Here is a 21,811-nt window from a genome sequence, read left to right as displayed (position 1 = left end):
CCCCGCGCCTCAGCGCCAACCTACGTCCGGAGCGAGGGAACGCCCCGCTCCTTTACCGTCGTCAGTTCCTTCAGAAGCTCATGTCGACCCGCGCCCAGTAGGTGCGGCCCGGCTCGTTGACACGACTGGTGGGTTCGAGTCCGTAATCGGCAAAACCCGCACTACCGGCGAGATTGAGGTGCTCGCTGTAGTTCTTGTCGAGCAGGTTGTCGACGCCGGCGCTGAGCTTGAAGTTCTTGTTCAGCCGGTAGGCGCCATTGACCGCCAGTACAGCAAAGCCAGCGCTCTCGTCGAAGTCCTTGCCGACCACGGTGCCCTGGTTCTCGGCAACACGGTTCTGCGCAGCGACGACTCGCCAGAGCCCACTGGTACTCCAGTTGTCGCGCTCGTAGGTCAGCCCAAGACGCCCTTCCAATGGCGGAATCTGCGGCATGGCGCGGTCATCGCTGCGGTTCTTGCCCCAGGCGTAGGCCAGGCTCGCGTCACCCTTCCAGTTGCTGGTGAAACGGTAGCTCGCGCCCATCTCGGCACCGGCGATGGTGGCGTCGATATTGCTGACTTCGGCGCGGAGCATGCCGGGCATCACGCCGGGCACATAGCTGAACAGGATGTAGTCTTCGACCACGCCGGCATAGGCGGAAACCCAGGCCTCCAGCGGCCCCTTGGCGTACTGCAGACCGACGTCCAGCTGGGTGGTCTTCTCCGGCCGCACCGAGTCGAACGGCTGCACCGTGCCCACCGGGCCGGGATTGGAGACGAACAGCTCCCAGTAGTCGGGGAAGCGCTGCGCATGACCGAGGCCGGCATACCAGGTCGCCGGCAGGCTGACCAACTCTTCCTCGTAGCGTACGAAGCCGCTATAGAGCGTGTCGCGGCGGGTATCGCCGGCGGTGGGGTTGTCCCAGTTGCGCGAGGCGATGGGCATGGTGGAAGGATCGTGGCTACGGAAAAAGGCGCGCTCATCGGTCGCTTCGTGCAGGTCCAGGCGCAGGCCGCTGATCAGCTTCTCGCGCTCGCTGAGCTGCCAGCTCAGCTCGCCAAACACGCCGTAGCTGTGCAGCATCGCGTCCGGCACCCAGGGCAAGGCGTCGCTGCCGGCGGCGTTGACCATCTGATTGGCAGCGCCCGCCGGGTTCATCACCTTGCGATGCTCGCTGCGCTGGGCGTCGACCCCGGCCTTGAGCTCGACATCGGTCCACTGCCAGGTGCCGACCAGCCGCCCGCCGAGGGTACGCCGGTCGACGCGCGACAGCGTCGGGTTGGGCATCATCATCGACGGCACGAAATCGCGCAGGCTGTAGTTGTCCATGATGTGGTCGGCGTAGTTGTAGTAGACCTGCGCTTCCAACCCGTAGAACGTCTCGCCGATATTGCTCTTCTCGAAGCGCAGTCCCAGGCTTTCGCGCTGGAACTGGCTGCCATCCATGCCGCGCCCGGCATAGCGTGCGTAGCCATCGCCGCGGCCAGCGGTCAGCTCGACGAGTGTGTCTTCGTCGGGCGTCCAGCCCAGGGCGACATCGGTGTTCCACTTGTCATAACGCGACGGCACGGTGTCCCCGTTGCCATCGGCATAATCATCGGCCTGAGAGCTGTTGGCCATCAGCCGCGCGTAGCCCTGACTGTTGCCGGCGGCGGCGTCCAGGTTGCGGTCGAAGCGGCCGTTGGAGGCAGTCAACAGGCTGCCGTTGATGCGGTAATCCGGCTCGCTGAACTGCTCCGGCTCGCGCTCGAAGAGCACGGTGGCGGCCGACGCACCGGGCCCCCAGAGCACGGTCTGCGGCCCTTTGATGACGGTCAGCTTGTCGAAGGTATCCGGGCTGATATAGGAACTCGGCGAATCCATGCGGTTGGGGCAGGCGCCGAGCATCTCGCCGCCATTGGAGAGCAGTTTCAGACGCGAGCCGAACATGCCGCGGAACACCGGATCGCCGTTCACCCCGCCGTTACGTACCGCGGAGAAACCGGGAATGGTCTTCAGATAGTCGGCGCCGTCGCTGGCCGGCATCGGCTGGCGGGGGATCTTCGGGTCGGTGACGACCGTCAGCGGGGATTGCTGGCCAACCCCGGTGATCACCATCGGCGCGAGCTCGACCGCGTCAGCATGTTCGGCGTGACCGATGTGATCTGCCTCGGACGCCAGCGCACCGCTGGCGAACATTCCCAGCAGCGCGGCATGGGCGAACTGCCAACGCAGGCGGGACGGTTGAATCAAAAAACGCTCAGACAGGCGCACGCGCGCCGTACAGCCATGAGTAATGCTGGACATAGAATTTCCACTTCTGCATGTGATTGAACCGCCATACGCGGTCGATGAACGTCAGCAGGACAGAAGCGGGGGCGCACGGGGATGGCCGCTGCTGCGGCGCAGCGCAGGCGGCAGGGGCTGTTCGGGAAGGGGCTGGAAATAACCCGGTTCGTGGTGTGGCAGAACCAGCTGGACGGAAAGACTGAGCGGTGGATTGACCGTCAGCAGCTCGCAGTAGCCGCAGAGGTCCAGCGCTGCGAGCCATGCCGGCTCCCCCGCGCGTGCCTGGCCATGATGGCCGTGAGCGGAAGGCTCATGCTCGGTATGGTGATGGTGCTCGCTGAGCTGGGCGGCCTGAGCGGCTTGAACCGCGGAGTACAACGGGCCGACATGAATCATCAGCATGGCGAACAGGCCAAGCCAGATACTCATTGTCGAAAGCCGTTTGCGTGTCACCGGCATGTCCTTCAGTTGACCGTGACGTAACCCCGTGGGAGGTGGCCGATGATCGCACGCACCCCGCATGGATGCTGCTGCGACATGAGGCCGCAAGATGCGGCAGCAATCAAGCTTGAGCTTTTCTTAAGGATTCAGCAGAAAAATCCATAACTAGCCATTTATTGGAACAAAACATCAATTTTCGCCAGAAGCTTGCACGGGCCGACCATCAAGCAATAGCTTTGCACCATAAACCACCGCCTGTAACAGGCAAACAAGTTGCTTGCTCAAGCTTCACCTGGGGAAACGCCATGACCATGCTCAAGAACCCGTCGAAAAAATATCGCGCCTTCCCGGCCATCGACATTCCGGATCGCACCTGGCCGTCGAAGACGATCACCCAGGCACCGATCTGGCTGAGCTCGGATCTGCGCGATGGCAACCAGTCGCTGATCGAGCCGATGGATGCAGCGAAGAAGATGCGTTTCTTCAAGACGCTGGTGCAGGTCGGCATCAAGGAAATCGAGGTTGGCTTCCCCTCTGCTTCGCAGACCGATTTCGACTTCGTCCGCGAGCTGATCGAAGGCGGCCACATCCCCGACGACGTCACCATCCAGGTGCTGACCCAGGCGCGCGAGGATCTGATCACCCGCACCTTCGAGTCGCTGAAAGGTGCCAGGCAGGCCATCGTTCATTACTACAACGCCACCGCCCCGAGCTTCCGCCGCATCGTCTTCAATCAGGACAAGGCCGGCGTGGTGAACATCGCGGTCAATGCAGCACAGATCATCAAGCGCCTGGCTGCACAGAACCCGGAAACCGCCTGGCGTTTCGAGTATTCGCCGGAGATCTTCAGCTCCACCGAGCCGGAATTCGCTGTCGAGGTGTGCAATGCCGTAATCGAGGTGTTCCAGCCGACGCCGGAACAGAAGCTGATCCTCAACCTGCCAGCCACGGTGGAAGCCGCCACACCCAATATCTACGCCGACCAGATCGAGTGGTTCTGCCGTCATGTCGACCGCCGCGACAGCGTGCTGGTCAGCCTGCACACCCACAACGACCGCGGCACCGGCGTGGCCGCCACCGAACTGGGCCTGATGGCCGGCGCCGATCGCGTCGAAGGCTGCCTGTTCGGCAACGGCGAGCGCACCGGCAACGTCGACCTGGTGACCGTGGCACTGAACATGTACACCCAGGGCATCGACCCGCAACTGGATTTCTCCGACATCGATGCCGTGCGCAAAGTGGTCGAGGAATGCAATCAGCTGCCGGTGCATCCGCGCCATCCCTATGTCGGCGATCTGGTGCATACCGCGTTCTCCGGCTCGCACCAGGATGCGATCCGCAAGGGCTTCAGCCAGCAGGACCCGAACGGCATCTGGGAAGTGCCCTATCTGCCGATCGACCCGGCCGACATCGGCCGCAGCTACGAGGCGGTGATTCGCGTGAACAGCCAGTCCGGCAAGGGCGGCATCACCTTCCTGCTCGAGCAGGAGTACGGCATCAGCCTGCCGCGCCGCATGCAGATCGAGTTCAGTCAGGTGGTGCAGAAGGAAACCGATCGCCTCGGCCTGGAGATGAGCGCCAAGCAGATCTACGCCCTGCTGGAAGCGGAGTACCTGCAGGCCACCGCGCCCTATACGCTCAAGGGTCATCGCCTGCAGGAAGAGAACGGCACCAGCGCGGTGGACGTGGAAGTGGCGGCTGATGGCGAAGTCGTCCACTGGCGCGGCATCGGCAAGGGACCGCTGGAAGCGCTGGTCGCCGCGTTGCCGGTCAAGCTGGAGATCATGGACTACCACGAGCATTCCATCGGCGCCGGCAGCAATGCCAAGGCCGCAGCCTATATCGAGGTGCGTCTGGACGGTGAGCGGCCATTGCACGGTATCGGCATCGACGAGAACATCACCACCGCCAGCATTCGCGCGTTGTTCAGCGCCATGAACCGCGCCCTGCGCGAGGCGCAGGACAAGGCAGCCTGAGCCTGAACGGCGGGCCCACATCCGGGCCCGCCTTCGTTTCGCCTGCGATATACCGCACGGCCGGCCCCCCGCCCCCCCCCCCGCTATCCGCTATCCGCTATCCGCGACGGCAAACCGCCAAACAGCGATGGGCGACTGAACTGTTCGTCACTGAACGCCTCCCAACTCAGTCTGCGTTATAAGCCCTGGCGACCATTGCGGCAGAAACGCACCAGCCTTCGGCAGGATTGTGCAAACGCAGCCGACTTCGCCGCCATTAGGCTTGGCCTCTGCAATTTCCGAACACACCAAGGAGCCGTCATGAGCAACAGCATCGGTTACGCCGCCCTCGACCCGAGCGCCCCGCTCGCCCCCTACTCCTTCTCGCGCCGCGAAGTAGGACCGAACGATGTACGGATCGAGATTCTCTTCTGCGGCGTCTGCCATTCGGACCTGCATACCGCACGCAACGAGTGGAACAACACCCTGTATCCCTCGGTGCCCGGCCACGAGATCGTTGGCCGCGTAAGCGCGGTCGGCGCGAACGTCAGCAAGTTCAAGGCGGGCGATATCGCCGGCGTCGGCTGCCTGGTCGACAGCTGCCGCACGTGCTCGTCCTGTGGCGAAGGGCTGGAGCAGTATTGCGAGAGCGGTTTCGTCGGCACCTACAACGGTCCGGCCTTCGGCGGTGGCGAGAACACCCTCGGCGGCTATTCGGACAATATCGTGGTGGATGAAAAGTACGTGCTGCGCATCAACCATACCGACAACCTCGCCGCCGTCGCGCCGCTGCTTTGCGCGGGCATCACCACCTACTCGCCGCTGCGCCAGTGGAAGGTCGGCCCGGGGCAGAAGGTCGGTGTGGTCGGCCTCGGCGGTCTCGGCCACATGGCGGTGAAGATCGCCAACGCCATGGGGGCGAAGGTCGTGCTGTTCACCACCTCGCCGGACAAGCGGGAAGATGCCCTGCGTCTTGGCGCGTCCGAAGTGGTGGTGTCGAAGAACAAGGACGAGATGGCGGCTCACGCCAACAGTTTCGACTTCATCCTCAACACCGTTGCCGCGCCGCACAACCTCGATGCGTTCGTGAATCTGCTCAAGCGCGACGCCACCATGACGCTGGTCGGCGCACCGGCTTCGCCGCATCCCTCGCCCAGCGTGTTCGGCCTGATCTTCAAGCGCCGCCGCATCGCCGGCTCGCTGATCGGCGGCATCGCCGAAACCCAGGAGATGCTCGACTTCTGCGCCGAGCACGGCATCGTCTCGGACATCGAGATGATCCGCATGCAGGACATCAACGAAGCCTACGAGCGCATGCTCAAGAGCGACGTGAAGTACCGCTTCGTCATCGACATGGCCACCCTGAAGGCGGCCTGATCGTTCGGCTGGCGAGCCCGCAGGCGCGCCAGCCCTTCCCTCTTTCATGCGCAGCCGCTAAGGTCGCCCGCCTTCGTCGTGGAGGCGGCATGCGCTATCTGATCTTCGTCACCCTGCTCTGGGCCTTTTCCTTCAACCTGATCGGCGTCTACCTGGCCGGCCAGGTGGACAGCTATTTCGCCGTGCTGACCCGAGTAATCCTCGCCGGCCTGGTGTTCCTGCCATTTACCCGCTGGCGCGGTGTCGCCCCCGGCTTCATCGTCGGCGTGACCCTGGTCGGTGCGCTGCAGTTCGGCGTCACCTACCTGTGCCTGTACCTGAGCTTCAACGTGCTCACGGTGGCCGAGGTGCTGCTGTTCACCGTGCTCACGCCGCTGCACGTGACGCTGATCGACGACGCGCTCAACCGCCGCTTCAACCCCTGGGCACTGGTCGCCGCAGCCGTCGCGGTGTTCGGCGCCGGACTTATCCGTTACGACGGGGTTTCCAGCGACTTCCTTGGCGGCTTCCTGCTCATGCAGCTGGCCAACTTCACCTTCGCCGCCGGTCAGGTGGCCTACAAGCATCTGGCGCAGCGTTATCCCTCCGACGTGCCGCTGCACCGTCGCTTCGGCTACTTCTTTCTTGGCGCGCTGGTGATCGTGCTGCCCGCGTGGCTGCTGTTCGGCGATGCGCAGAAGCTGCCGACCACGACGATGCAATGGTCGGTGCTGATCTGGATGGGTGTGCTGGCCACCGCCCTGGGCCAGTTCTGCTGGAACAAGGGCGCCACGCTGGTGGATGCCGGCACGCTGGCGGTGATGAACAACATGTCGGTGCCGGTAGGCCTGCTGCTCAATCTGTTGATCTGGGGCACCAGCACCAACCTCGTGCTGCTCGCGGTGGGCGGGACGATCATCCTCGCCTCGCTGCGGATCAATCGCCTGGGCCAGATGAAGGCCCGGTGACATCACGCAAGTTATTGTTTTATACGGTTTTTCATAGCCGCAGCGGTAGAATGCCGGCCCTTCGCATGGATGCGGAACTCGTTCAGTCGTCGAGACTTCCATGCGCCGCTTCAGCTTTTTCCTGCTTGTCCTGCTGTTTTCCTCCAGCGCCTGCGCCGACGCGCCTCGCACCTTCCGCGAGGCCAAGAAGGTGGCCTGGGCCATCTATGCCGACCGCCCGGTGGATTTCTATTGCGGCTGCCAGTTCAAGGGCAACCGCATCGATCTCGCCAGCTGCGGCTACATTCCCCGCAAACAGCCCAAACGGGCCGAGCGGGTCGAATGGGAGCACATCGTGCCGGCCTGGGTGATCGGCCATCAGCGGCAATGCTGGCAACAGGGCGGACGCAAGCACTGCACGGCCAACGATCCGGTGTTCAGCCGGGCGGAGGCCGACCTGCACAACCTGGTCCCGGTGGTCGGCGAGGTGAACGGCGACCGCAGCAACTTCGGCTTCGGCATGCTCAGCGAAAAGCCCAGCCAGTACGGCGCCTGCCCCTTCGTGGTCAACTTCAAGCAGCGCACGGCGATGCCGCCCGAATACAGCCGCGGCGCCATTGCCCGTACCTATCTGTACATGAGCGAGCGCTACAAGTTGCGCCTGTCGAAGCAGGACCAGCGCCTGTACGACATCTGGAACCGTCAGTACCCGGTCAGCGAGTGGGAGCGCTGGCGCAATCAGCGCATCGCCTGCGTACAGGGCAACGCCAACGACTTCGTCGGCGCAGTCGATCTGCAGCGCTGCAACCGTGCGCTGTCCCATTCAGCGAAACGCACCGACGGCCAGGGTTAACCGGCGTCGGTTGCACGCCGCCCGGCGCCGCTGCATGCTGCCGGCTGGTTGGGCCATGCTGGCAACTTCGATGCAGGACAGAACGCTTCACCTGACGCTCGGCACTCTCGTGCTGCTGGCGCTGATCGCCTCGGCCATCGCGCCATACGACCGCGCCACCTGGCTGCTGGAGGTCGCACCGGTGCTGATCGCCGCACCGGTGCTGCTGCTCAGTCATCGGTCGTTTCCGCTGACCCGCCTGCTCTATGTGGTGATCGCCATTCACGCACTGATCCTGATTCTCGGCGGCACCTATACCTATGCCAGGGTACCGCCGGGGTTCTGGGTGCAGGAATGGTTCGACCTCAGCCGCAACCCCTACGACAAGCTCGGGCATTTTATCCAGGGCGTGACGCCAGCCCTGCTCGCCCGGGAAATCCTGTTGCGCCGGCGCTTCGTCGTGCCGGGGAAGATGCTCGGCTTTCTCGCGGTCTGCGTCGCGCTGGCATTCAGCGCCTTCTATGAACTGATCGAGTGGTGGGTGGCGCTGCTGGCGGGACAGGGCGCCGTGGACTTCCTCGGCACCCAGGGCGACCCCTGGGATACCCAGTCCGACATGCTCATGGCGCTGCTCGGTGCGTTACTGTCGGTCAGCCTGCTGGCGGGCATGCAGGACCGGCAGATCGAGCATCTGCAGCGTGCCGGCGCGGCGGGCTGACGCCATGCTCTATCGGATCGGTGCCGACGCCGTACTGCTGTTGCACCTGAGCTTCATCCTTTTCGTGCTGTTCGGCGGTCTGCTGGTGGCCTGGAGACGCGGCTTTTTGCTGCTGCACCTTCCGGCCGTAGCCTGGGGCATCTACATCGAACTGAGCGGCGGCGCCTGCCCGCTGACCTATTGGGAAAACCTGCTGCGGCGGCTGGCCGGCAACGAAGGCTACGAAGCGGGATTCATCGAGCACTACCTGCTGCCGCTGATCTACCCCGACTGGCTTAGTACGCCGGTGCAATACGTGCTGGCCGCCGTAGTGGTGCTGACCAATCTGCTGGTCTATGGCTGGCTGCTGTGGCGGCTACGCCACAGGTGACCCGGACGGGAGCCGGAACAGGCAGGCATATCCTTCACATCGCGTTACAAGCCGGCGGTTCGAGGGTAACGCCCGTGCCACGCGGCCCGGGAGGCAGCGAGCGAGCCTCGCCGAGCATTCCATCAGCCAGCGAGGAGAACCTTGCGACCGGACGTGGGTCCGGACATTAACGTCCACCCAAGCCCAACGGGCCGAACCAAGGGGATCCCCCATGTCGCTCGCCATCGCCCGCCGTCCGGCGTCGCTTGCAGTCCTGGCCTTGCTGCTGGCCGCACTGTTTCCCGCTCACGCGCAGATTACGCCGGAGCTTGACGTTCCCTACGTGCCGACGCCCGATCGCGTTGTGGCGCGGATGCTGGCGATGGCCGATGTGAAGGCCGGCGATACCGTCATCGACCTCGGCTCCGGCGATGGCCGCATCGCCATCGCCGCGGTCCGCGATCGCGGCGCCGACTCGGCGCTGGGCATCGACCTCGACCCGGAACGCATCCGCGAGGCCAAGGCCAATGCCGAGGCGGCGGGGGTTGCCGACAAGGTCAGCTTCGAGCAGGGCGACCTGTTCAAGAAGGACATTGCCGAGGCTACCGTAGTGACCATGTATCTGCTGCCGCGGATCAACATGCGCTTGCGCCCGGTCATCCTCGATACGCTCAAGCCTGGCACCCGGGTGGTATCCCATGCATTCGACATGAACGACTGGCCGGCCGATCGCACCGACTACGTCGGCGGCAGCTACGTCTACCTGTGGGTGGTACCGGCCAAGGTCGACGGGCGCTGGAAAGTCGAAACGCAGGAAGGGGGCTTCACGCTCGATCTGCAGCAGCAGTTCCAGCAGGTGCTCGGCGTGGCGCGCTCCGGCGGGCTGCACAACAGCGTAACCGGCAGCCTCGAAGGCGACGTGCTCCACTTCAACGTGGGCGGCATGGACTACGTGGGCAAGGTGGAAGGCGACCGTATCAACCCGCTGCAAGGCGAAGGCGCCGCCTCCGGCTGGAGCGCGCGGCGTAGCTGAGCATGAGCAGCCAGATGCGCTCGCGGCACAGTGGCGGCCTCTCGGTGATCGATGGCGTAGCCGTGCTGGTCGGCGTCGTGGTGGGCGTCGGCATCTTCGGTTTCCCGCCCCTGGTCGCCCGGCATGCCGACAGCGGGACGCTGTATATCGCCCTCTGGCTGGCCGGAGGCGCGCTGATGCTGGTTGGCGCGCTGTGCTACGCGGAGCTGGGCGCGAGCTTCCCCGACGAGGGCGGCGAATACCACTACCTGCGACTGGCCTGGGGCCGCCGTTTCGGCCTGATGTTCGCCTGGGCCCGCGGTACCGTGATCCAGACCGGCGCCATCGCCGCGGTGGCCTTCATCTACGGCGACTACGCGCAACGGCTGATGCCTTTGGGCGCCCACGGCGGCACGCTGCACGCTCTGCTCTCGGTGGCATTGCTGACCACACTCAACGTGTGCGGCACGCGCGAGTCCAAACGCGTCCAGATCGCCCTGAGCAGCCTCACCCTAGTCGCCGTCATCGGCGTGATGCTGGCCGGCCTGCTTTCCAGTGGACCCAGCTCGCCGGCCGCGATCGAGCCGCGCGACGGAGGCCTCGGCATGCTGGGCATGGGCATGGTCTTCGTGCTGCTGACCTACGGAGGCTGGAACGAAACCGCCTACCTGTCGGGCGAGCTGCGCAACCCGGCGCGCAACATGGGCCGCGTATTGCTGCTCGGCACGCTGCTGGTGACCACCCTCTATTTGCTGACCAACCTGGCACTGCTGCAGATATTCGGGCTGCAGGCACTCAGCCAGTCGGACGCGATCGGTGCCGATCTGATGGAGATCGTCGCCGGTAGCCGGGCGGCCCAGGGGCTGAGCCTGCTGATCTGCTTTACCGCGCTCAGCACGCTCAACGCGACGATCCTCACCGGAGCACGGGTGTATTACGCGCTGGGCCGGGATGTGCCGCGGCTGCATCGGCTCGCGGCGTGGAACGAGCGTGGCTCGACGCCCGTGCGGGCATTGCTGGTACAGGCGGCGATCACCCTGCTGCTGATCCTGTTCGGCGCGCTGAGCCAAAGCGGCGTGCAGGCGATGGTCGCCTACACCGCGCCGGTATTCTGGTTCTTCATGTGCATGACGGCGCTGTCGCTGCTGCGACTGCGGCGGCTGGAGGCCTCGGCGCCACGCCCATTCCGTGTGCCCTGGTACCCCTGGCTGCCGCTGCTGTTCGCCAGCAGCTGCCTGGGCCTGTTCGTCTCCAGCATGCTCTACGCGGGACCGGGCGCGCTGCTGGGGCTGCTGGTCCTTGCCTTCGGCCTGCCGCTTCTGCTGGTGCGCAGCCCGGCTGCAGTGAGCGCTCCCCAGGGCGTCGAGCCCTAGAGCTTCAGCTCGAACTCGTCGCCGTCGTGGTACGCCGGGAAGCGCTCGCGGAATGCCGCCAGGTCACGGGCGCGCAGGGAACAGCGGAACACGCCATCGCGATCGCCGGCATCGAGCAGCGCATCGCCCTTGAAGTCGAGCACCTGGCTGTCACCGCTATAGGGGTAACCCTTGCCGTCCTCGCCGACCCGATTGACCGCCGCCACGTAGCAGAGGTTTTCGATGGCGCGCGCCGGCAGCAGGCGGTTCCAGGCATCGCGGCGCGCCGCCGGCCAGTTGGCCGTGTAGAGCAGCAGGTCGGTGCCGTGCGGATCGCGACTCCACACCGGGAAGCGCAGGTCGTAGCAGATCAGCGGACGCACCCGCCAGCCGTTCACTTCGAACAGCGCCTGTTGCTGCCCCGGCGTGTAGTGCTTGTGCTCGCCGGCCATGCGGAACAGGTGGCGCTTGTCGTAATGCAGCACCTCGCCGTCCGGACGCGCCCAGAGCAGGCGGTTGCGATGGCTGCCGTCGGCGGCCTCGATGATCACGCTGCCGGTGACGATCGCATCCAGCCGGGCCGCCTGGCTGCGCAGCCAGGCGTAGGTCGCGCCCTCTTCCGGCTCGGCCAGGGCCGCCGAGTCCATGGAAAAACCGGTGGTGAACATCTCCGGCAGCACGATCAGATCGGCACCGCGGGCCTGGTCGAGCAGCCCGGCGAAACGCTCGCGGTTGGCATCGGCATCCTGCCAGACCAGCGTGGTCTGGAGCAGGGCCAGTTCGAGATCGGGCAGGTTGTTCAGATCGCGCATAGTCGTTCCGCTGCCTGACGCAGCGTCTCCTCTCGTTTGGCAAAGCAGAAGCGCACCAGCCTGAGATTGGCCGGCGCATCCTGGTAGAACACCGAGATCGGAATGCTCGCCACGCCGTGCTCGCGGGTCAGCCACTCGGCCATGGCGACATCGTCGAGATCGGGGCGGATCGCCGAATAATCGGCCAGCTGGAAGTAGGTGCCAGCGGCCCGGGTGAAGCGGAAGCGGGAGCCGGCCAACAGGTCGCAGAACAGATCTCGCTTGGCCTGATAGAAGGCTGGCAGCTCGGAGATGTGTTCCGGATGCGCCGCCATGAAGTCAGCCAGCGCCCATTGCAGTGGCGTGACGCCGGTAAAGCTGACGTACTGATGTACCTTGCGCAGTTCGCTGCTGAGCGACGCCGGTGCCACCACGTAACCGGTCTTCCAGCCAGTGACGTGATAGGTCTTGCCGAACGAGCTGACGACAAATGCACGCTGATACAGCTCCTCGTGACGCAGCACGCTGGCGTGCTCCCGGCCGTCGAAGACCAGGTGCTCGTAAACCTCGTCGCTGAGCAGGTAGATGTCGCGCTCGCGGATCAGTGCTGCCAGCCGATCCAGATCGCCGCCATCGATCAGCGCGCCGCTGGGATTGTGCGGGGTGTTGAGCACGATCATCCGCGTGCGCGGGGTTATGGCATCGGCCAGTCGCTGCCAGTCGATCCGGAAGTCCGGCAGGCTCAGCTGCTGGTGGATACAGGTGCCTCCGGCCAGTTGCACGGACGGCTCGTAACTGTCGTAGCAGGGATCGAACACGATCACCTCGTCGCCGGGGCGGACCACCGCCTGGATCGCGCAGAAAATCGCCTGGGTGGCACCAGGGGTGATGGTGACTTCGCTGGCGACGTCCACCTGCCTTCCGTACAGGCCGGCCACCTTGGCCGCCACCTGCTCGCGCAGCGCCGGCAGGCCGGCCATGGGAGCGTACTGGTTGTGGCCGGCCATGACGTGGCGCGTAAGGGCTTCGCGCAACGCCTCGGGGCCGTCGAAGTCGGGAAAGCCCTGGGAGAGATTCAAGGCACCGGTGTCGGCAGCGAGCTGCGACATGGTGGTGAAGATGGTCGTGCCGACATTGGGCAATTTACTGGTGAGCATGACGATCGTCCGACAGGCCTGCCGTTTGAGAGTCGGCAGCGAAGGCCGACAGGATAGCCGATGAGCGCGACCCGATACGAGACGCGGCGGCCGACGGCCTGTTCAGGCTGCTACAGTTCAGGCAATGGCCAACCCGTCATCGACCCTCAAGGAACTGCCATGTCGAACCTTTCCGTCAGCGACCTGTGGAGCGAGCTGCGCGCACAGGCGCAACGTGCCCTGGACACCGAGCCGACCCTGGCCACGATCGTTCGCCAGACCATCCTCGATCAGCCGGACTTCGGTGGCGCGCTCGCCCACCGCATCGGCCATGCCCTGGCCGACAGCATCGAACAGAGCCACACCCTGACCGATCGCTTCGCCGGGCTGCACCACCAGCTGCCTGTGCTGGCCGAGACGGCCTGCTGCGACCTGCAGGCAATCGTCAGCCGCGACCCCGCATTCGACAGTGCACTGGAGGTCTTCCTGTTCTCCAAAGGCTTTCTGGCGCTGCAGGCGTACCGCATCGGGCATCAGCTGCACGGCCGCGGCGAGCGCTTGCTGGCGATGTACATCCAGGCACGCTGCAACGAACGCCTCGGCATCGACATCAATCCGGCCAGCCGTATCGGCAGCGGCATCATGCTCGACCATGGCACCGGAATCGTCATCGGCGAGACGGCCGTGGTCGGCGATGATGTGTCGATTCTGCAGGGCGTGACCCTGGGCGGGACCGGCAAGGAAGGTGGCGACCGTCATCCGAAGGTTCGCAGCGGCGTGATGATCGGCGCGGGCGCGAAGATTCTCGGCAACATCGAGATTGGCGAGGGGGCCAAGGTGGGTGCCGGCAGCATCGTGCTGCACCCCGTTGCGCCACATACCACCGTGGTCGGCAATCCGGCCCGCCAGGTCGGCACGCCGCGCCACGCGCGACCGGCCCTGGACATGGACCAGTCGTTCGACGGTGACAGCTGAGGCATCACCGCGCCCACGCGCGCGGCCCGACAGCAGGAACGGGAGGAAACACCGCCCCGTTCCCAGGCTTGAAGAAATGCGCGATCAGCGCTTCTTGTCGCGGCGCTTCTTCTCGGCCTTCTTGTGGTGCGACATCAGGCGGCGCTTCTTGTTGACCTGGCGGTCGGTCAGGGTGTTTTTCTTCCCTTCGTACGGGTTCTCGCCACCCTTGTATTCGATGCGGATAGGCGTACCCACCAGCTTCAGAACACGCCGATAGGTGTTCTCCAGATAGCGCGTATACGACTTGGGTATCGAATCCACCTGGTTTCCGTGAATCACGATCAGTGGCGGGTTGGCCCCACCCAGGTGCGCATAACGGAGCTTGATCCGACGGCTGGCAACCATGGGTGGTGCGTGCTCGCGCACCGCGTCTTCAAGGATCTGCGTCAGACGGCTGGTCGGCCAGCGGGTAATAGCCGACTTAAATGCAGCCTGTACCGACTTGTACAGATGGCCGACGCCGGTGCCGTGCTTGGCGGAGATGAAGTGGATATCGGCGAAATCGACGAAGAACAGCCGGCGCTCCAGCTCGGTCTTCACATAATCTCGCTCACCCGGTTCCATGCCGTCCCACTTGTTCAGTGCGATGACCAGCGCACGTCCGGTCTCCAGCACGAAGCCCAGCAGGTTGAGGTCGTGCTCGACCACACCTTCGCGGGCATCCATGACGAAGATGACCACGTTGGCGTCCTGAATCGCCTGCAGCGTCTTGACCACCGAGAACTTTTCCACCGCCTCGAAGATCTTGCCGCGACGGCGCACACCGGCGGTGTCGATCAGCGTGTATTTCTCGTCGTCACGCTCGAACGGGATGTAGATGCTGTCCCGGGTGGTGCCAGCCTGATCGTAGACGATGACCCGCTCTTCGCCGAGCATGCGGTTGACCAGCGTCGACTTGCCGACGTTGGGGCGGCCGATGATGGCGATCTTGATCCCGTCCTTTTCGCTGGGACCAGGAATGCGCTTGGGTTCCTGCCCTTCGGCGACGACTTCCTCGCCCTCGACCAGCTCCGCATTCTCACCGCCTTCTGCGTCCTCGGCATTGTCCTTGGGGAAAATGCCCAGCGCTTCCTCGAGCATGTGGCTGATGCCACGGCCGTGGGCAGCGGCGATCGGCAGCGCATCACCCAGGCCCAGCGGGCTGAACTCGGCGCGGGCGATGTCCGGATCGACGCTGTCGACCTTGTTCGCCACCAGGAAGCAGCGCTTGTTCCGCTTGCGCAGGTGTTCGCCGATCATCTGGTCCGCCGCGGTCATTCCGGCACGGGCATCGACCATGAACAGTACGGCGTCGGCCTCCTCGATGGCCTGCAGCGACTGCTCGGCCATCTTCGCGTCGATGCCCTCCTCGTCACCGGAAATACCCCCGGTGTCGATCACGATGTAGGTCCGTCCCTGCCACTTGGCCTCGCCGTACTGGCGGTCACGGGTCAGCCCGGCGTATTCGGCAACGATGGCGTCGCGGCTCTTGGTCAGGCGGTTGAACAGGGTGGACTTGCCGACGTTCGGGCGGCCCACCAGGGCGATTACGGGAACCATGCGGCTCTCCACTGCGATATTTCAGAAAACACGAAGGCCGCTGCAAGGCAGCGGCCGAATATTCATGGCTCCGCCAGGCGGAGCCGTGGGCACAACCTGCGGTCAGTCGGCCTGACGAATCGTCAGCGCCACCAGCTTGCCGTCGTTGCCAAATGCGTACAGCCAGTCACCTTCGACCACTGGCCGAGCCCGTACGCCGGAGCTGTCGATACGCTCCCGGGCAACGAAGCGGCCGTCGACCTGGCTCAGCAGGTGCAAGTAGCCTTCGATGTCGCCCACCACAACATAGCTGGAAAACACCGCCGGAGCCGAAAGCTGGCGACGGGCCAGGGAATCGTTACGCCACAGGGCGGTGGTGGAGCGCTCATCGATGCCTTCGACCGTACCGTCGGCAAGGCTCAGATAAACACTGCCATAACCCAGCGCGGCGCCGGAATAACTGGAGGCATCGCGTTGCCAGAGGATACGGCCACTCTCCAGCTCGAGCGCTGCGGCACGACCCTGGTAGCTTGCGACATAGAGCGTACCGCCAGACAGCAACAGGCCGCCGTCGATATCGACGACGCGCTCGAGCTCCGAACGACCTTGCGGAATGGCAACACGCTGCTCCCATACCGGAAGACCGCGACGGGTATCCAGCGCAACGACCTTGCCGCTCGACAGCCCGGCGACAGCCAGCTGATTGGTCAGCAGCGGCGCACCGGTGCCGCGCAGCGTCAGCACGGCAGGCGAACTTTCATAGCTCCAGCGCTGCGCGCCGGTATCGATTTCCAGAGCAATCAGCCGGTCATCCTGGGTCTGGACCAGCACGATGTCGCCGTTCACGGCCGGAGCGGCCAGCACTTCACTGCTGACCTGGCTGCGCCAACGCTCCTCACCGGTGCTGACATCCAGCGCCACCACCTCACCACGCAAGGTGCCGACCAGTACGAGGCCGTAGCCGGCGCCGACTCCACCGGAAACCGGCTTGTCGAGCTTCTTCTTCCAGTTGACCTTACCGGTCAGGCGGTCCATGGAAACCACCAGCCCCTCGACATCGGCGGCATAGATCTGGTCGCCATAAACCACCGGCGTCAACAGATTGTAGGTCTTGCCCTGACCATCGCCGATCGAGCGACTCCATTCCTTCTTCAGCGAAACCTCGGCCTTGAACTTCACCAGTTCTGCCGGCTCTGCCTCTTTGGTGTCCTTGCTGCTGCAACCTGCGGCCAGTACGGCCAAGGTCAGCAACGCTGCAGTCTTCCAGCGCATCGTTTACGCCTCCCCTCGGGCCAGATCATCCAGCTTCATTTGCAGACCGCCGATGGCCGCGTCCTGGGACAACGACTCCTTGGCCTTGGTGTAGGCGGCATGCGCCTCGTCATTACGGCCAAGCTGCACCAGTAGATCGCCCTTGAGTTCTTCGCGGCTGGCAGCAAAGGCCTGATCCACCTTGCCGTCCAGCAGCTTGATCGCTTCCTCGGCCTTGTCCTGCGCCGCCAGAACGCGCGCCAGACGCTGGCGTGCCAGCTCGTCCAGGGTCTTGTCGGCCGGCTTGTCGACTACCGAGCGCAGCTCGCTGGCTGCCTCGTCCAGACGACCGGACTCCACGGCCACCTTCGCCACGAAGAGGCTGCCGTACTGCGCGTAATGCGTGCCGGCAAAGTCCTTCTTCAACAGATTACCCAGCCGCGATACTTCAGCGGCATCGGCTTCGCCAGCTTCCAGCGCCGCACCCAGCAATTGCTGGTAAACGACCGAGGCGTTCTGCGCCTGGGTGATCTGATGCTTCTGCCAGAACTGCCAGCCAAACACCAATACCAGTGCGAGCACGGCACCCAGCACCAGCGGCTTGCCGTTGCGCTGCCACCAGTCTTTGATCTGCGCCAGTTGTTCTTCTTCGGTACCCGAGGTCACGCTGTCACTCCTTTCATTCGCTTAGTCTCAGACCTGCTCGAGGCAGGCAGCCAGACGCTCGGGCAGAGCATCCCAGGCAATGCTTTGTTGTTCGCTGTCGTCGCGAAGCGGCTTGCAACCTACCACGCGCCCTGCCAGTTCGTCCTCACCCAGAATCAGTGCAAAGCGAGCGCCGCTCTTGTCAGCCTTCTTGAACTGGCTCTTGAAACTGCCGCCACCGGCGTTGACCAGCAGGCGCAGGCCCGGAAGCGCATCGCGCAGGCGCTCGGCCAGGGCCAGCCCCGCCAGCTCAGCAGCTTCGCCGAAGGCGCAGATATAGGCATGCGGCGCAGGACTCAATGCATCCGGCACCAACCCGAGGGTTTCCAACAGCAGCACCAGGCGCTCGACGCCCATGGCGAAGCCGACACCGGGCGTAGGCTTGCCGCCGAACTGGCTGATCAGACCGTCGTAGCGACCACCTGCGCAAACGGTCCCCTGCGCACCCAGCTTGTCGGTGACCCACTCGAACACGGTGCGGCCGTAGTAATCCAGGCCACGCACCAGTTTCGGGTTGATTTCGTAGACGATCCCTACCGCATCGAGACGGGCTTTCAGTCCATCGAAGTGCGCTTTCGACTCGTCGTCAAGGTAATCATGCAGCGTCGGTGCATCAGCCAGCAGCGCCTGCGTCTGCGCGTTCTTGCTGTCGAGGATACGCAGGGGATTGGTCGTCAGGCGACGCTGACTGTCCTCGTCGAGCTGCTCGAAACGCTGCTGCAGGTAGGCCACCAGCGCATCACGGTAGCGCGCCCGTGCCTCGCTGGAGCCCAGGCTGTTGAGCTGCAGCGTCACCGCATCGGCGAGGCCGAGCTGCTTCCACAGGCGCGCGGTCAGCACGATCAGCTCGGCGTCGATATCCGGCCCAGGCTGGTTGAACACTTCCACGCCGATCTGGTGGAACTGGCGATAGCGGCCTTTCTGCGGCTTCTCGTAGCGGAACATCGGCCCGGTGTACCAGAGCTTCTGCACTTGGCCGCCACCGGTCAGGCCATGCTCGAGCACGGCGCGCACGCAACCTGCAGTACCCTCCGGACGCAGGGTCAGCGACTCCTCGTTACGGTCGAGGAAGGTGTACATTTCCTTGTCGACCACGTCGGTGCCTTCGCCGATACCACGGGCGAACAGGTCGGTGAATTCCAGGATCGGCAGGCGAATCTCGCTGTAGCCATAGCTATCGAGCAATTGCGCGAAGGTGCTTTCCAGGTAACGCCAGATCGGGGTCTGCGCAGGCAGGATATCGTTCATGCCACGAATGGCTTGCAGGGACTTGCTCAATGGACTTCCTTAAAGATCAGCTGCGCGCGATGACCGCCGCGTCGGACGCGAGCTTTTCGGCGGCCTTGCGCCGGATGAGCTGCTCCAGCTCATCGACGAGGTTTTCGTTGTTCAGTTTCTGTGCCGGCTTGCCATCGATGTAGACGAGGTTGTTAGGGCTGCCACCGGTCAGGCCGACATGGGCCTCCTTGGCTTCTCCCGGACCGTTGACCACACAGCCGATCACGGCGACGTCCATCGGCACCAGCAGGTCCTCGACGCGGGTCTCCAGCTCGTTCATGGTCTTGACCACATCGAAGTTCTGCCGCGAACAGCTCGGGCAAGCGATGAAGTTGATACCGCGCGAGCGCAGGCGCAGGGACTTGAGGATGTCGAAGCCGACCTTGATCTCCTCGACCGGATCAGCGGCCAGTGACACGCGGATGGTGTCGCCGATTCCGTCCGCAAGCAGCATGCCCAGCCCTACAGCGGATTTCACCGTACCGGAACGCAGGCCGCCCGCCTCGGTGATGCCCAGGTGCAGCGGCTGCTCGATCTGGCCTGCAAGCAGCCGGTAGGCCTCCACCGCCATGAACACGTCGGACGCTTTGACGCTGACCTTGAAATCCTGAAAATCCAGTCGGTCCAGATGATCGACATGGCGCAGCGCCGACTCCACCAATGCCTGCGGTGTCGGCTCCCCGTATTTCTTCTGCAGGTCCTTTTCCAGCGAACCGGCGTTCACGCCGATGCGGATCGGGATGCCCTTGTCGCGTGCCGCATCAACCACTGCGCGCACGCGGTCCTCGCGGCCGATGTTGCCTGGATTGATGCGCAGGCAATCAACGCCGAGCTCCGCCACGCGCAACGCGATCTGGTAATCGAAGTGAATGTCGGCAACCAGGGGCAACTGCACGAGCCGCTTGATGCGACCGAACGCCTCGGCAGCCTCCATGGAAGGCACCGACACCCTGACGATATCAGCACCGGCGTTGGCCAGGCGCTGGATCTGCGCAACCGTCGCCTCGACGTCGCAGGTTTCGGTATTGGTCATGCTCTGTACGGAAATCGGCGCATCGCCACCGACCGGAACGCTGCCTACCCAGATCTTACGGGACTGACGGCGCTTGATAGGAGATTCGGAATGCATGGTCAATTTACTGTCCGAGCTTGAGGCGCGCTGTCTCGCCGCGCATGTGAGAGGCGAGGTTTACAGCTTCGCCGTTGTAACTGAGCTGGGCACCGCGAGCGAACCCCAGATGTACGTCCAGCGGCGCCTTGCCACTGACCGTCCTGCTGGTCCCGGCCTTGGCCAGTGCACTGAACAGCACACGGCCGTCGGCATCCGACACACGGGTCCAACAATCGGCGGTAAAACGCAGCTCCAGCTGGGCCTCGCCGGGTACTGGTGCCGGCGCCACGGAATCACCGGCCGGGCTGGAAGTCACCGATGCAGGTGTCTGAGCGGAAGCCACCGGGCTTTCGCTGGCGATTTCAGGAAGCGGCAACGGCTGTGATTGCTGAGACTCGGCGGCACGTGAGCCCGAACCAGAAGGCTCAGCGTTGCTTTCCGGGGTTTCGACAGTCTCGCTTGCATCCGATTCGGCAATCGGCGCGCCCTGCTCGGTCTGCGCCTCGATCGGCTGTTCGGCTGCTTCGTCAGTACGATCGAGCAGGTGGATCTCAGTGGTGCCGTCAGCACCTTCCACTTCGATCCGCTCCAATGCCGAGACAGGAGATCGCGTGGCCTCCCGTTCTGCGCGTTCCTGCCACCAATACCAGGCAACGGCGGCGAGCAGCAGCAACAAAGCGAAGCCGAAAAAACGCATGAAGGTTCGCGACAGCCGGCCCGGCTCCTCGATGCGTCCGAGGCTGTTGACGCTGCTACCGGATGCGTTGGTTCCGGTGTGCTGATCGAACTCCTGAACCAGACGGGTCTGGTCCAGACCCAGCAACTTGGCATAGGCGCGAACATAACCACGGGCAAAGGTATGCCCCGGCAACTGACTGAAGTCACCCGCTTCGATGCGCCCTAGCGAACGCTCGGTGAGATTGAGCTGTTGCGCAACAGCAGACAGCGTCCAGCCCTTGTCTTCACGGGCTTTACGCAGCGTCTCGCCTGGATTGTTGCCCGTCGGTGCAGCGGATTCTTGGTGCGGCGCGGTCATCGTTGCTCCGAAAGATATTGCTTGTACTCATCCGTACCGGGATACAACCGCCTCAGCTGCAGCCCGAGGCTGGCAGCCGTGTCGCGGTCCTGATGGATGTTGGCCAGACGAATACCGAGCAGCAAGCTGCGTGCGTTCTGCTCGGCAACCTGGCTGAAGCTATCGTAGTAACGCTTGGCTGGAACGTACTGCTTGTCCTCGAAGGCCATGAGGGCAAGCTCGAGCAGAGCACGAGGCTGACGACCGTCGAGGCGCAGCGAGCGAGTAAAGTGAAGCTCTGCCTCTTCGCGCTGCCCCAGCTGCAGCGCAGTCATGCCGAGGTTCTGGAACACCCTCGCCCGCTCGGGGTACATGTTGTCTTCAGCGGCCTGCCGAAAGCGCTCCATGGCCTCCGGATAGCGCTTCTGTTCGAACAGAAAACTGCCGTAGTTATTGAGGATGCGGGCATCCTTGCGGCTGGACAGCGCCTCGCGATAGTGCTTGTCGGCGAGGTCGTTTTCCATCTCGGTCTGGAATACCAGGGCCAACGCAGCATGTGCATCGGCGCTGCGCGGATCTATCTCCAACGCCTTGCGCAAGGGTGTCTTGGCGCGCGCTGCCGCGCCCTGCTGCAGATAACCGATGCCCAGTTGAATATAGGCGTCACGCGCCTGCTGGCGACCCTCGTCGGTTCTCAGCGGATCGACGGTTCCAGAAGACACACAACCGGCCAACAGGCCGGTCAGTAGAAGCAGCAGCGCAGCGCGCAGAATCATCAG

At 64.1% G+C, this 21,811-nt stretch carries 20 protein-coding genes; 9 read left to right on the top strand and 11 right to left on the bottom strand.

Translation table 11 applies throughout. The features are described 5' to 3' along the window. Positions 1–70 precede the first annotated feature (70 nt). Both EA798_RS05090 and EA798_RS05085 read right to left on the bottom strand, forming a co-directional pair. The gene (locus tag EA798_RS05090) at positions 71–2,266 is read right to left on the bottom strand and encodes a TonB-dependent copper receptor (RefSeq protein ID WP_122098268.1); all 2,196 of its coding nucleotides are present in this window, start codon (positions 2,264–2,266) and stop codon (positions 71–73) included. 51 nt (positions 2,267–2,317) lie between these two features. Then, the gene (locus EA798_RS05085) at positions 2,318–2,677 is read right to left on the bottom strand and encodes a DUF2946 domain-containing protein (RefSeq protein ID WP_106157951.1); all 360 of its coding nucleotides are present in this window, start codon (positions 2,675–2,677) and stop codon (positions 2,318–2,320) included. A gap of 317 nt (positions 2,678–2,994) precedes the next feature. On the opposite strand from EA798_RS05085, the gene leuA reads away from it, so the two are divergent. The 8 genes from leuA (at position 2,995) to EA798_RS05045 (ending at position 11,231) form a co-directional block, all read left to right on the top strand. Beyond that, positions 2,995–4,665, top strand: a complete 1,671-nt coding sequence (gene leuA / locus EA798_RS05080; RefSeq protein WP_106157950.1) for a 2-isopropylmalate synthase — start codon at positions 2,995–2,997, stop codon at positions 4,663–4,665. A gap of 300 nt (positions 4,666–4,965) precedes the next feature. Continuing rightward, positions 4,966–6,021, top strand: a complete 1,056-nt coding sequence (locus EA798_RS05075; RefSeq protein WP_106157949.1) for an NAD(P)-dependent alcohol dehydrogenase — start codon at positions 4,966–4,968, stop codon at positions 6,019–6,021. Positions 6,022–6,110: 89 nt separating this feature from the next. Beyond that, positions 6,111–6,968, top strand: coding sequence for a carboxylate/amino acid/amine transporter (locus tag EA798_RS05070; protein ID WP_122098267.1), 858 nt, complete (start codon positions 6,111–6,113; stop codon positions 6,966–6,968). A 100-nt stretch (positions 6,969–7,068) separates the two neighbouring features. Continuing rightward, positions 7,069–7,800, top strand: a complete 732-nt coding sequence (locus EA798_RS05065) for an endonuclease (protein ID WP_122098266.1) — start codon at positions 7,069–7,071, stop codon at positions 7,798–7,800. Positions 7,801–7,834: 34 nt separating this feature from the next. Further along, entirely contained in the window at positions 7,835–8,497 is a 663-nt protein-coding gene (locus EA798_RS05060) for a DUF2238 domain-containing protein (protein ID WP_122098265.1), read from the top strand. Between the two features lie 4 nt (positions 8,498–8,501). Next, positions 8,502–8,867: a DUF2784 domain-containing protein gene (locus tag EA798_RS05055; protein ID WP_013983633.1), complete on the top strand. Its 366-nt coding sequence runs from the start codon at positions 8,502–8,504 to the stop codon at positions 8,865–8,867. 211 nt (positions 8,868–9,078) lie between these two features. Continuing rightward, positions 9,079–9,879, top strand: a complete 801-nt coding sequence (locus EA798_RS05050) for a 50S ribosomal protein L11 methyltransferase (RefSeq protein WP_122098264.1) — start codon at positions 9,079–9,081, stop codon at positions 9,877–9,879. 14 nt (positions 9,880–9,893) lie between these two features. Continuing rightward, on the top strand, positions 9,894–11,231 hold the full coding sequence (locus tag EA798_RS05045; protein WP_122098663.1) for an APC family permease: 1,338 nt from the start codon (positions 9,894–9,896) through the stop codon (positions 11,229–11,231). On the opposite strand, the gene EA798_RS05040 is transcribed toward EA798_RS05045, so the two are convergent. Together EA798_RS05040 and EA798_RS05035 are read right to left on the bottom strand one after the other, a co-directional pair. After that, positions 11,228–12,022 carry an amidohydrolase gene (locus EA798_RS05040; protein WP_106157944.1) on the bottom strand — a complete coding sequence of 265 codons (795 nt, stop codon included), beginning with the start codon at positions 12,020–12,022 and terminating at the stop codon, positions 11,228–11,230. The genes EA798_RS05045 and EA798_RS05040 overlap by 4 nt on opposite strands. Continuing rightward, the gene (locus tag EA798_RS05035; RefSeq protein WP_017246443.1) at positions 12,010–13,158 is read right to left on the bottom strand and encodes a pyridoxal phosphate-dependent aminotransferase; all 1,149 of its coding nucleotides are present in this window, start codon (positions 13,156–13,158) and stop codon (positions 12,010–12,012) included. Before EA798_RS05035 ends, EA798_RS05040 begins: the two co-directional genes overlap by 13 nt. A 159-nt stretch (positions 13,159–13,317) precedes the next feature. Between EA798_RS05035 and cysE the strand changes: the two genes are divergently transcribed. Further along, positions 13,318–14,112: a serine O-acetyltransferase gene (cysE, locus tag EA798_RS05030; RefSeq protein WP_122098263.1), complete on the top strand. Its 795-nt coding sequence runs from the start codon at positions 13,318–13,320 to the stop codon at positions 14,110–14,112. An 84-nt stretch (positions 14,113–14,196) separates the two neighbouring features. On the opposite strand, the gene der is transcribed toward cysE, so the two are convergent. The 7 genes from der to pilW all read right to left on the bottom strand — a co-directional run bounded on the left by der (position 14,197) and on the right by pilW (position 21,808). Next, positions 14,197–15,693 carry a ribosome biogenesis GTPase Der gene (gene der / locus EA798_RS05025; protein WP_122098262.1) on the bottom strand — a complete coding sequence of 499 codons (1,497 nt, stop codon included), beginning with the start codon at positions 15,691–15,693 and terminating at the stop codon, positions 14,197–14,199. A gap of 102 nt (positions 15,694–15,795) precedes the next feature. Then, positions 15,796–16,944: an outer membrane protein assembly factor BamB gene (gene bamB, locus EA798_RS05020; protein ID WP_106157941.1), complete on the bottom strand. Its 1,149-nt coding sequence runs from the start codon at positions 16,942–16,944 to the stop codon at positions 15,796–15,798. Positions 16,945–16,947: 3 nt separating this feature from the next. Next, the gene (locus EA798_RS05015) at positions 16,948–17,589 is read right to left on the bottom strand and encodes a YfgM family protein (RefSeq protein ID WP_106157940.1); all 642 of its coding nucleotides are present in this window, start codon (positions 17,587–17,589) and stop codon (positions 16,948–16,950) included. Between the two features lie 27 nt (positions 17,590–17,616). Beyond that, complete coding sequence (gene hisS / locus EA798_RS05010; RefSeq protein WP_122098261.1) at positions 17,617–18,906, bottom strand: histidine--tRNA ligase; 1,290 nt, start codon at positions 18,904–18,906, stop codon at positions 17,617–17,619. A gap of 16 nt (positions 18,907–18,922) precedes the next feature. Next, positions 18,923–20,035: a flavodoxin-dependent (E)-4-hydroxy-3-methylbut-2-enyl-diphosphate synthase gene (gene ispG / locus EA798_RS05005; RefSeq protein WP_106158821.1), complete on the bottom strand. Its 1,113-nt coding sequence runs from the start codon at positions 20,033–20,035 to the stop codon at positions 18,923–18,925. A 7-nt stretch (positions 20,036–20,042) separates the two neighbouring features. Continuing rightward, positions 20,043–21,053: a RodZ domain-containing protein gene (locus EA798_RS05000; protein ID WP_122098260.1), complete on the bottom strand. Its 1,011-nt coding sequence runs from the start codon at positions 21,051–21,053 to the stop codon at positions 20,043–20,045. Beyond that, on the bottom strand, positions 21,050–21,808 hold the full coding sequence (pilW, locus tag EA798_RS04995) for a type IV pilus biogenesis/stability protein PilW (RefSeq protein WP_122098662.1): 759 nt from the start codon (positions 21,806–21,808) through the stop codon (positions 21,050–21,052). Before pilW ends, EA798_RS05000 begins: the two co-directional genes overlap by 4 nt. Positions 21,809–21,811 lie beyond the last annotated feature (3 nt).

The sequence above is a fragment of the Pseudomonas songnenensis genome, from assembly GCF_003696315.1.
Classification (GTDB): Bacteria; Pseudomonadota; Gammaproteobacteria; order Pseudomonadales; family Pseudomonadaceae; genus Stutzerimonas; species Stutzerimonas songnenensis.
This window is presented reverse-complemented; position numbering and strand designations above follow the sequence as displayed.

Bases quoted from the DNA above. Each gene is read 5' to 3' on its own strand.
- cysE (WP_122098263.1), top strand. From the start codon at position 13,318: ATGTCGAACCTTTCCGTCAGCGACCTGTGGAGCGAGCTGCGCGCACAG.
- EA798_RS05060 (WP_122098265.1), top strand. From the start codon at position 7,835: ATGCTGCCGGCTGGTTGGGCCATGCTGGCAACTTCGATGCAGGACAGA.
- bamB (WP_106157941.1), bottom strand. From the start codon at position 16,944: ATGCGCTGGAAGACTGCAGCGTTGCTGACCTTGGCCGTACTGGCCGCA.
- der (WP_122098262.1), bottom strand. From the start codon at position 15,693: ATGGTTCCCGTAATCGCCCTGGTGGGCCGCCCGAACGTCGGCAAGTCC.
- pilW (WP_122098662.1), bottom strand. From the start codon at position 21,808: ATGATTCTGCGCGCTGCGCTGCTGCTTCTACTGACCGGCCTGTTGGCC.
- EA798_RS05055 (WP_013983633.1), top strand. From the start codon at position 8,502: ATGCTCTATCGGATCGGTGCCGACGCCGTACTGCTGTTGCACCTGAGC.
- EA798_RS05075 (WP_106157949.1), top strand. From the start codon at position 4,966: ATGAGCAACAGCATCGGTTACGCCGCCCTCGACCCGAGCGCCCCGCTC.
- EA798_RS05090 (WP_122098268.1), bottom strand. From the start codon at position 2,266: ATGTCCAGCATTACTCATGGCTGTACGGCGCGCGTGCGCCTGTCTGAG.
- EA798_RS05000 (WP_122098260.1), bottom strand. From the start codon at position 21,053: ATGACCGCGCCGCACCAAGAATCCGCTGCACCGACGGGCAACAATCCA.
- EA798_RS05035 (WP_017246443.1), bottom strand. From the start codon at position 13,158: ATGCTCACCAGTAAATTGCCCAATGTCGGCACGACCATCTTCACCACC.
- EA798_RS05065 (WP_122098266.1), top strand. From the start codon at position 7,069: ATGCGCCGCTTCAGCTTTTTCCTGCTTGTCCTGCTGTTTTCCTCCAGC.
- EA798_RS05070 (WP_122098267.1), top strand. From the start codon at position 6,111: ATGCGCTATCTGATCTTCGTCACCCTGCTCTGGGCCTTTTCCTTCAAC.
- leuA (WP_106157950.1), top strand. From the start codon at position 2,995: ATGACCATGCTCAAGAACCCGTCGAAAAAATATCGCGCCTTCCCGGCC.
- EA798_RS05085 (WP_106157951.1), bottom strand. From the start codon at position 2,677: ATGAGTATCTGGCTTGGCCTGTTCGCCATGCTGATGATTCATGTCGGC.
- EA798_RS05045 (WP_122098663.1), top strand. From the start codon at position 9,894: ATGCGCTCGCGGCACAGTGGCGGCCTCTCGGTGATCGATGGCGTAGCC.
- ispG (WP_106158821.1), bottom strand. From the start codon at position 20,035: ATGCATTCCGAATCTCCTATCAAGCGCCGTCAGTCCCGTAAGATCTGG.
- EA798_RS05040 (WP_106157944.1), bottom strand. From the start codon at position 12,022: ATGCGCGATCTGAACAACCTGCCCGATCTCGAACTGGCCCTGCTCCAG.
- EA798_RS05050 (WP_122098264.1), top strand. From the start codon at position 9,079: ATGTCGCTCGCCATCGCCCGCCGTCCGGCGTCGCTTGCAGTCCTGGCC.